Below are 6,359 nucleotides of genomic sequence, written 5' to 3'. Positions count from 1 at the left end.
AGCAGGGCTTGCCCCACTTGATCGTCTCGTCGAGTCCGCATGAGAGCAGAATCGGACGAATCGCTGCGATCTCGTCCGGCCACTGGTCGCACTCTGCGAGGTAGGCATCGACGTCTGTGTAGTCCTTCATCGGCTTCCCTTCGAACTGCGGTGTGAGGTTGGTCCCTGACAATAGGGTTCGAAGCGTGGGGCGACGGATGCTCGCACCACCGTGACGCCCGTGTCAGGCCTGCGCGATTCGAACGAGATTGCCCGACGGGTCACGGAATGCACAGTCACGAACTCCCCAGAACTGATCGGTGGGTTCCTCGAGCACTTCGGCCCCCGACGCGACGAGCCTGTCGAACGTTGCATCGAGGTCGTCGACGCTGAAGATCGCGGCCTGCAGCGAACCCTGAGTCACCAGCGCCGCCAGCGCATCGCCCTCGGCCGGGGAACGGCCGCCGTGGGGCTGCGACAACACGATGTCGACCTCCTGGCCCGGGGCGCCGACCGTGACCCAGCGGAAGCCGTTGTTCTCGACGTCCTGGCGCACTTCGAGGCCGAGAGCGTCGCGGTAGAAGCCGAGCGCCTGATCGGGGTCTTGGACGGTGACGAACGTCTTGGAGAGATTGACTGCCATGTCCGCAACCGTAGAAGGCAGACCGATCGCCGGCTTCTCCGATCCTGCTCGATTCCATCCACTGGAAGGGTCAGCTGGACACGGCAGTGCGGAGCGGCCGCGTGGCACGCTTGGCGACGCAGGGGGCCAGAGTCTCCAAGCCGCTGTGGTCACGTTGGCGGTATTGCGACGGGGACTCACCGACGATGTCGCTGAACGATGAGCTGAACGAACCGAGTGATGCACATCCGACCGCGAAGCACGCGTCGGTGACCGTCGCGCCGTGCCGCAGCAGCATCATCGCCCGTTCGATCCGGCGGGTCATCAGATACGCGTACGGCGTCTCGCCGTACACGGTTCGGAATCGTCGGGAGAAGTGCGCAGGCGACATCGCAGCTCGCTCGGCCAACGCCGGAACACTCAGCCGATCCCGATAGTTCCGATCCATGAAGTCACGCGCTCGCCGCAACCGGGCGAGGTCGGCGAGTTCATCCGGAGACACCCTCCGACCGTACCCCGCACGACGTCGGCTCGGAGAGGGTGAACTCAGTGCCGGGAAGCCGGGTGCAGTCGCACGTCGGTGTGGCGTGCGAGTGCTGCGAAGTCGACGTCGATGGGTGCTCTCCCGCGACGGTGGCGGTGGGTGGCCGCGCACCTCGCGGGGTGTGTCGGGACCGCACGCATCGTCCACGGCGTCCACCTCCCTGCCGACACCATCGGAGGATGGTCGTTCGGAGCGCTGATCGGGCTCGCCGCCCTCGAGATCACCGACGGCATCCGCCGCCGCGCCCCCTGAGCGCTCGCGTCATTGGCTCGCCCGATCGACGGCCTGCCAAGCTCACGACATGAACGCCTCGTCTGCACGACCGAAGATGATCGTCGACTGCGACCCCGGCCACGACGACGCCGTCGCGCTGCTCGTCGCAGCACACGTCGCCGACATCCGCGGGATCGTGACCGTCGGCGGGAACGCCGACCTCGACCGCACCACGCACAACGCGCTCGTGATGCGCGACCTGATCGGGATCGACGCCCCGGTCCATCGGGGTTGCGGGCATCCGATCGTCGCCAAGTCCCAGTACGCACCATCGATCCACGGTGAGTCGGGACTCGACGGAGCCGATCTGCCGAGCCCGGTCACGCCGCTCGACGGCACCGACGGAGTCGATTTCATCATCGACACGTGCCGAGCCGACGAAGGAATCTGGCTGGTGCCGACCGGACCGCTCACCAACATCGGCCTCGCCCTCCGCCGGGCACCCGACATCGCGCACCGGATCGCCGGGGTGTCGCTGATGGGAGGCGGCAGCTTCGGCAATCGGTCGGCGGTCGCAGAGTTCAACATCTGGGCGGACCCGCACGCCGCCGCGATCGTGTTCGAGACGTTCGACCGTGGCTCTCCCGGACCGCTCGGTCCGGTTCCCGGTTCGTTGATCATGGCCGGCCTCGACGTGACCCACCGCTTCCAGTTGACGCCCGAACGGATCGCTCGGACCGGGGCTCTGTCGGGGCAACTGGCCGAGATCCTCACCGGATTGTTCGAGTTCTTCTCGGGCACCTATCTGTCCCGCCATGATGCCGGCACGATGAGCGGCGCTGCGCTCCACGATCCGTTGGCGGTGCTCGCCGTGAGCCACCCGGAGCTGTTCGAACGACGGCATCGCCACGTCGTCGTCGAAACCGTCGGCGAGCACACCGCGGGGATGACCGTGATCGACGAACGCAAGCTGCTCGAACGTTCCGCCCCGAACTGCGATGTACTCGTCGACGTGGATGCCGACGCCGCGTTCGACATCGTGATCGAGGCGATCCAGGCCAGCGCTCCGCGTGTCTGACCAACCTACGATGGCGCCGTGAGCGAATCGTTCCCGCGCCAGTACGCCCGCACCCAACGCTTCACGTTGGGTGAACCGCGCGACGTCCGCGTCTCGCCGGATGGTGCCCGCGTCGTGTTCCTGCGGAGTTCGGCCGGGGACGATCCCGTCAACGCACTGTGGGTGTTCGACGTCGCGACGGGCGAGGAACGCCGGGTGGCCGACCCCCGCGAGTTGCTCGGCGTGGACGACCCCTCGACAGTTGAGCTCACCGACGCCGAGCGGGCGCGACGCGAACGTGCGCGTGACGGCACGAGCGGCATCACCGGATACGCGACCGACGAGTCCTGTCGGTTCGCCACGTTCGCGGTGAATGGCGAACTGTTCACCGCCGACCTCGTCGAGGGCGCGGCGCAACACCTTCCGGTCGATGGCCCCGTGCACGACCCGCGCCCGGCTCCCACCTCCGAACGCATCGCGTATGTCGGTGGGTCGAGCCTCCGCGTCGCCGAGCTCGACGGGACATCCCGTGTCCTGGCGGGACCCGGCGACCCCGACGGGAACGTCTCGTGGGGAGGTGCGGACTTCATCGCCGCCGAGGAGATGCACCGCATGCGCGGCTACTGGTGGAGCCCCGACGGGCAGTCGATTGCGGCGTGTCGCGTCGACGACGAGCCGGTGTCCGAGCTGACGATCGCGGACCCCGCCAACCCCGACCGGCCGCCACGCACGGTCCGGTACCCCCTCGCGGGGTCGGACAACCCGACGGTGTCGCTGCATCTCCTCGGACTCGATGGTTCCCGCTGCGAGGTCGACTGGGATCGCGAGGCGTTCCCCTATCTCGCGGTGGTCGAGTGGTCGCAGCACGGCCTGCTGATCTCGACCCAGTCCCGCGATCAACGCCGGACCTCCACGATGACCGTGGACCCGGCAACCGGATCGGTCACCGAGGTGGCAAGCGACGACGACGAATCCTGGGTCGAGAACGTGCCGGGCGTTCCTCGGCTCGTGGGCGGCGGTCGGGTCCTCACCGCGTCCGATCGCGACGGGATGCGACGACTCTTCGTCGACGGCGCGGCGGTCACGCCGACCGAACTCCAGGTCCGTGCCGTGGCGAACGCGACCGAGGACGAGATCATCTTCCTCGCGAACGAGCTCGAGGATCCGACCGAACTCCACATCTGGTCCTCGACCCGCGGCCGGGTCACCGACGCGCCCGGATCTCATACGGCTGCGATCGGCGGGGCGACCATGGTCGTGCGCTCGGCCGACCTGAGTCTGCCCGGAGCGAGACACGCGGTCCGAGTGGATGGAGCCGTCGACGGGTCGCTGCTGGCATCGCATGCCGAGACACCCTCGATCGTGCCGAACGTGACGCTGCTCCGCGCCGGCGAACGCTCGCTTGCGACCGCGGTGCTGCTCCCGACCGGGCGTGACCGTGACGACGACACCCCACTCCCCGTTCTGCTCGACCCGTACGGCGGACCGCATGCCCAGCGCGTCACCAGCGTCCACAACGCCCACCTGTCGTCGCAGTGGTTCGCCGACCAGGGGTACGCGGTCGTGGTCAGCGACGGTCGCGGCACCCCGGGACGCGGTGCCGCCTGGGAACGCTCGGTCCGCGACGATCTGGCCAACCCCCCGCTCGACGACCAGATCGACGCGCTCCACGCCACCGCCGAAGAGTTTCCGATGCTCGACCTCGATCGGGTCGCGATTCGTGGCTGGAGTTTCGGCGGCTACCTCGCGGCGCTCGCGGTGCTGCGACGTCCCGACGTGTTCCACGCCGCGATCGCGGGCGCACCGGTGACCGAGTGGCGCCTCTACGACACGCACTACACCGAGCGGTATCTCGGCGATCCGAACACCGACGAGGGTGCAGCCGTCTACGACGCCAACTCGCTGCTTCCACTCGCCGGCGATCTTCGACGGCCACTGTTGCTGATCCACGGCCTCGCCGACGACAACGTCGTCGCTGCCCACACGCTGCAGCTGTCGTCCGCGTTGCTCGCGGCTGGTCGCCCACACGAGGTGCTCCCACTCGTCGGAGTCACCCACATGACGCCCCAGGAGGTGGTCGCCGAGAACCTGCTTCGGCACCAACTCGACTTCCTGGCGCGTTCCCTCGGTCCCGATCTGGAAACATCGACGACATGAACGATCGACTCGCCGAGTTGTACCGCGGCGTCGCCGTCCACGCGACCGCCAACGCCGAACACCGAGCGGCCCTCCAACTCCTGACCCTGGTGATGCTCGCCGACGATCACATCGACGATGTCGAGGTGGACGTCGTGCGCGAGATCAGCGCCGAATGGCGAGGCGACGACTTCCCCTTCGAGGACCACCTGCGCCCGGCGATCGAGGAATCACGACGCGCGATCCAGACCGGCCGGACCGACGACTACCTCGACGAGATCGACGCGACGATCAGCAGCCGGGTGCTGCGCTCGGCACTGTTCTCGGCGGCACGAGACGTCGCCGGCGCGAACGACATGGTGAGCCCGGCCGAGGGAACGATCCTCGCCGAAGTCGCCGTTCGTTTCGGCTGAACCCGTTCGATGCGCGATCAGCCGCAGTTGGTCACCTATGCGGACCGGTTGGCCGGCGACCTGGCCGGGCTTCGCTCATTCCTGAACGACACGGTTCCCGGAGCGTTCGGAGGCGTCCACGTCCTTCCGTTCTTCGTCCCGATCGACGGCAGCGATGCCGGCTTCGATCCCGCCGACCACACGACGGTCGACCCGCGCCTCGGTACCTGGAGTGACGTCGCTGACCTCGGGCGTGACGTCGACGTGACCGCCGATCTGATCGTCAATCACATCTCGACAGATTCGGCTCAGTTCATCGACTGGATGCGGCGCGGGGACGAATCACCGCACGCATCGATGTTCCTCTCGCCCGCAGCGGTGTTCGGCGGTGAACCGACCGACATCGAACGGGCGACGATCTTTCGTCCCCGTCCGACTCCCCCGTTCCACGACGTCGAACTCGCCGACGGCTCGACCCGGACGGTGTGGTCCACGTTCACCCATCAGCAGATCGACATCGACGTCGAGAGCGGCGCCGGATGGGACTACTTGATCGACGTGCTCGACCGGTTCGGTGAAGCAGGCGTCGACGTCGTGCGCCTCGATGCGATCGGCTACGCGATCAAGCGGGCCGGGACATCGTGCTTCATGATCCCCGAGACGTACGCGTTCATCGATCGCCTCACCGCAGCCGCTCGCGAGCGCGACATGAGCGTCCTCGTCGAAGTCCACGGATACCACCGCGACCAGATCGACGTCGCCGCACGCGTCGATCGGGTCTACGACTTCGCGCTGCCCCCGCTGGCGATCGATGCCGTGACCACCGGCGACGCCGAACCACTCCGCGCGTGGATCCGGATGCGACCGAACAACGCGATCAACGTCCTCGACACCCACGACGGGATCGGGGTGATCGACGTCGGGGTCGATCAACGCGATCGCTCACGCGAGGGTGTGCTCTTCCCCGCTCGGATCCGCGATCTCATCGAGGGGATCCATGCCCGCTCGAAAGAGGAGAGCCTGCTGGCGACCGGCGCCGCCGCGGCCAACCTCGACCTGTACCAGGTGAACTGCACGTTCTACGACGCGCTCGGACGCGACGATGCCCGGTACCTCGCTGCCCGGATGATCCAACTGATGCTCCCCGGGATCCCGCAGATCTACTACGTCGGGCTGCTGGCGGGCTCGAACGACATGGACCTGCTCGCGAAATCGGGTGACGGCCGCGACATCAACCGACACCACTACACCGACACCGAGATCGCCGCTGCGCTCGGACGGCCGGTGGTCCGCGAACTCCTCGCGATGCTGCGCTGGCGCGCCACCGATCCGGCGTTCGACGGCGAGTTCGAACTGGTCGACTCGCCGGCCGGCACGCTGCGGATGCGCTGGACGAACGGCGCCGCCGTCGCGGAC

7 protein-coding genes are annotated in these 6,359 nt (G+C 67.7%); 5 read left to right on the top strand and 2 right to left on the bottom strand.

Going from position 1 to position 6,359, the window contains the following annotated elements; translation table 11 throughout:
• Positions 1-223 precede the first annotated feature (223 nt).
• Positions 224-622 carry a VOC family protein gene (locus tag WBV89_RS21950; protein WP_423983460.1) on the bottom strand — a complete coding sequence of 133 codons (399 nt, stop codon included), beginning with the start codon at positions 620-622 and terminating at the stop codon, positions 224-226.
• A gap of 70 nt (positions 623-692) precedes the next feature.
• The gene (locus WBV89_RS21945) at positions 693-1,103 is read right to left on the bottom strand and encodes a helix-turn-helix domain-containing protein (RefSeq protein WP_423983459.1); all 411 of its coding nucleotides are present in this window, start codon (positions 1,101-1,103) and stop codon (positions 693-695) included.
• 111 nt (positions 1,104-1,214) lie between these two features.
• Between WBV89_RS21945 and WBV89_RS21940 the strand changes: the two genes are divergently transcribed.
• From WBV89_RS21940 to gtfA, 5 genes are all read left to right on the top strand, one after another.
• Positions 1,215-1,397 (top strand): phosphatase PAP2 family protein, encoded by a 183-nt coding sequence (locus WBV89_RS21940; RefSeq protein WP_423983458.1) that lies wholly within the window; start codon positions 1,215-1,217, stop codon positions 1,395-1,397.
• A gap of 49 nt (positions 1,398-1,446) precedes the next feature.
• Positions 1,447-2,436, top strand: a complete 990-nt coding sequence (locus WBV89_RS21935; RefSeq protein ID WP_423983457.1) for a nucleoside hydrolase — start codon at positions 1,447-1,449, stop codon at positions 2,434-2,436.
• 18 nt (positions 2,437-2,454) lie between these two features.
• Positions 2,455-4,572 carry a prolyl oligopeptidase family serine peptidase gene (locus WBV89_RS21930; protein ID WP_423983456.1) on the top strand — a complete coding sequence of 706 codons (2,118 nt, stop codon included), beginning with the start codon at positions 2,455-2,457 and terminating at the stop codon, positions 4,570-4,572.
• Complete coding sequence (locus tag WBV89_RS21925) at positions 4,569-4,964, top strand: hypothetical protein (RefSeq protein WP_423983455.1); 396 nt, start codon at positions 4,569-4,571, stop codon at positions 4,962-4,964. Before WBV89_RS21930 ends, WBV89_RS21925 begins: the two co-directional genes overlap by 4 nt.
• Before the next feature lie 9 nt (positions 4,965-4,973).
• Positions 4,974-6,359 (top strand): sucrose phosphorylase (gtfA, locus tag WBV89_RS21920; RefSeq protein ID WP_423983454.1); only part of this gene is annotated, 1,386 nt, incomplete at its 3' end.

Origin of the sequence: Ilumatobacter sp. (assembly GCF_049588435.1) — a bacterium.
Classification (GTDB): domain Bacteria; phylum Actinomycetota; class Acidimicrobiia; order Acidimicrobiales; family Ilumatobacteraceae; genus Ilumatobacter_A.
This window is presented reverse-complemented; position numbering and strand designations above follow the sequence as displayed.

Coding starts and splice junctions, on each gene's coding strand:
- WBV89_RS21925 (WP_423983455.1), top strand. CDS start 4,569: ATGAACGATCGACTCGCCGAGTTGTACCGCGGCGTCGCCGTCCACGCG.
- WBV89_RS21940 (WP_423983458.1), top strand. CDS start 1,215: ATGGGTGCTCTCCCGCGACGGTGGCGGTGGGTGGCCGCGCACCTCGCG.
- WBV89_RS21935 (WP_423983457.1), top strand. CDS start 1,447: ATGAACGCCTCGTCTGCACGACCGAAGATGATCGTCGACTGCGACCCC.
- WBV89_RS21950 (WP_423983460.1), bottom strand. CDS start 622: ATGGCAGTCAATCTCTCCAAGACGTTCGTCACCGTCCAAGACCCCGAT.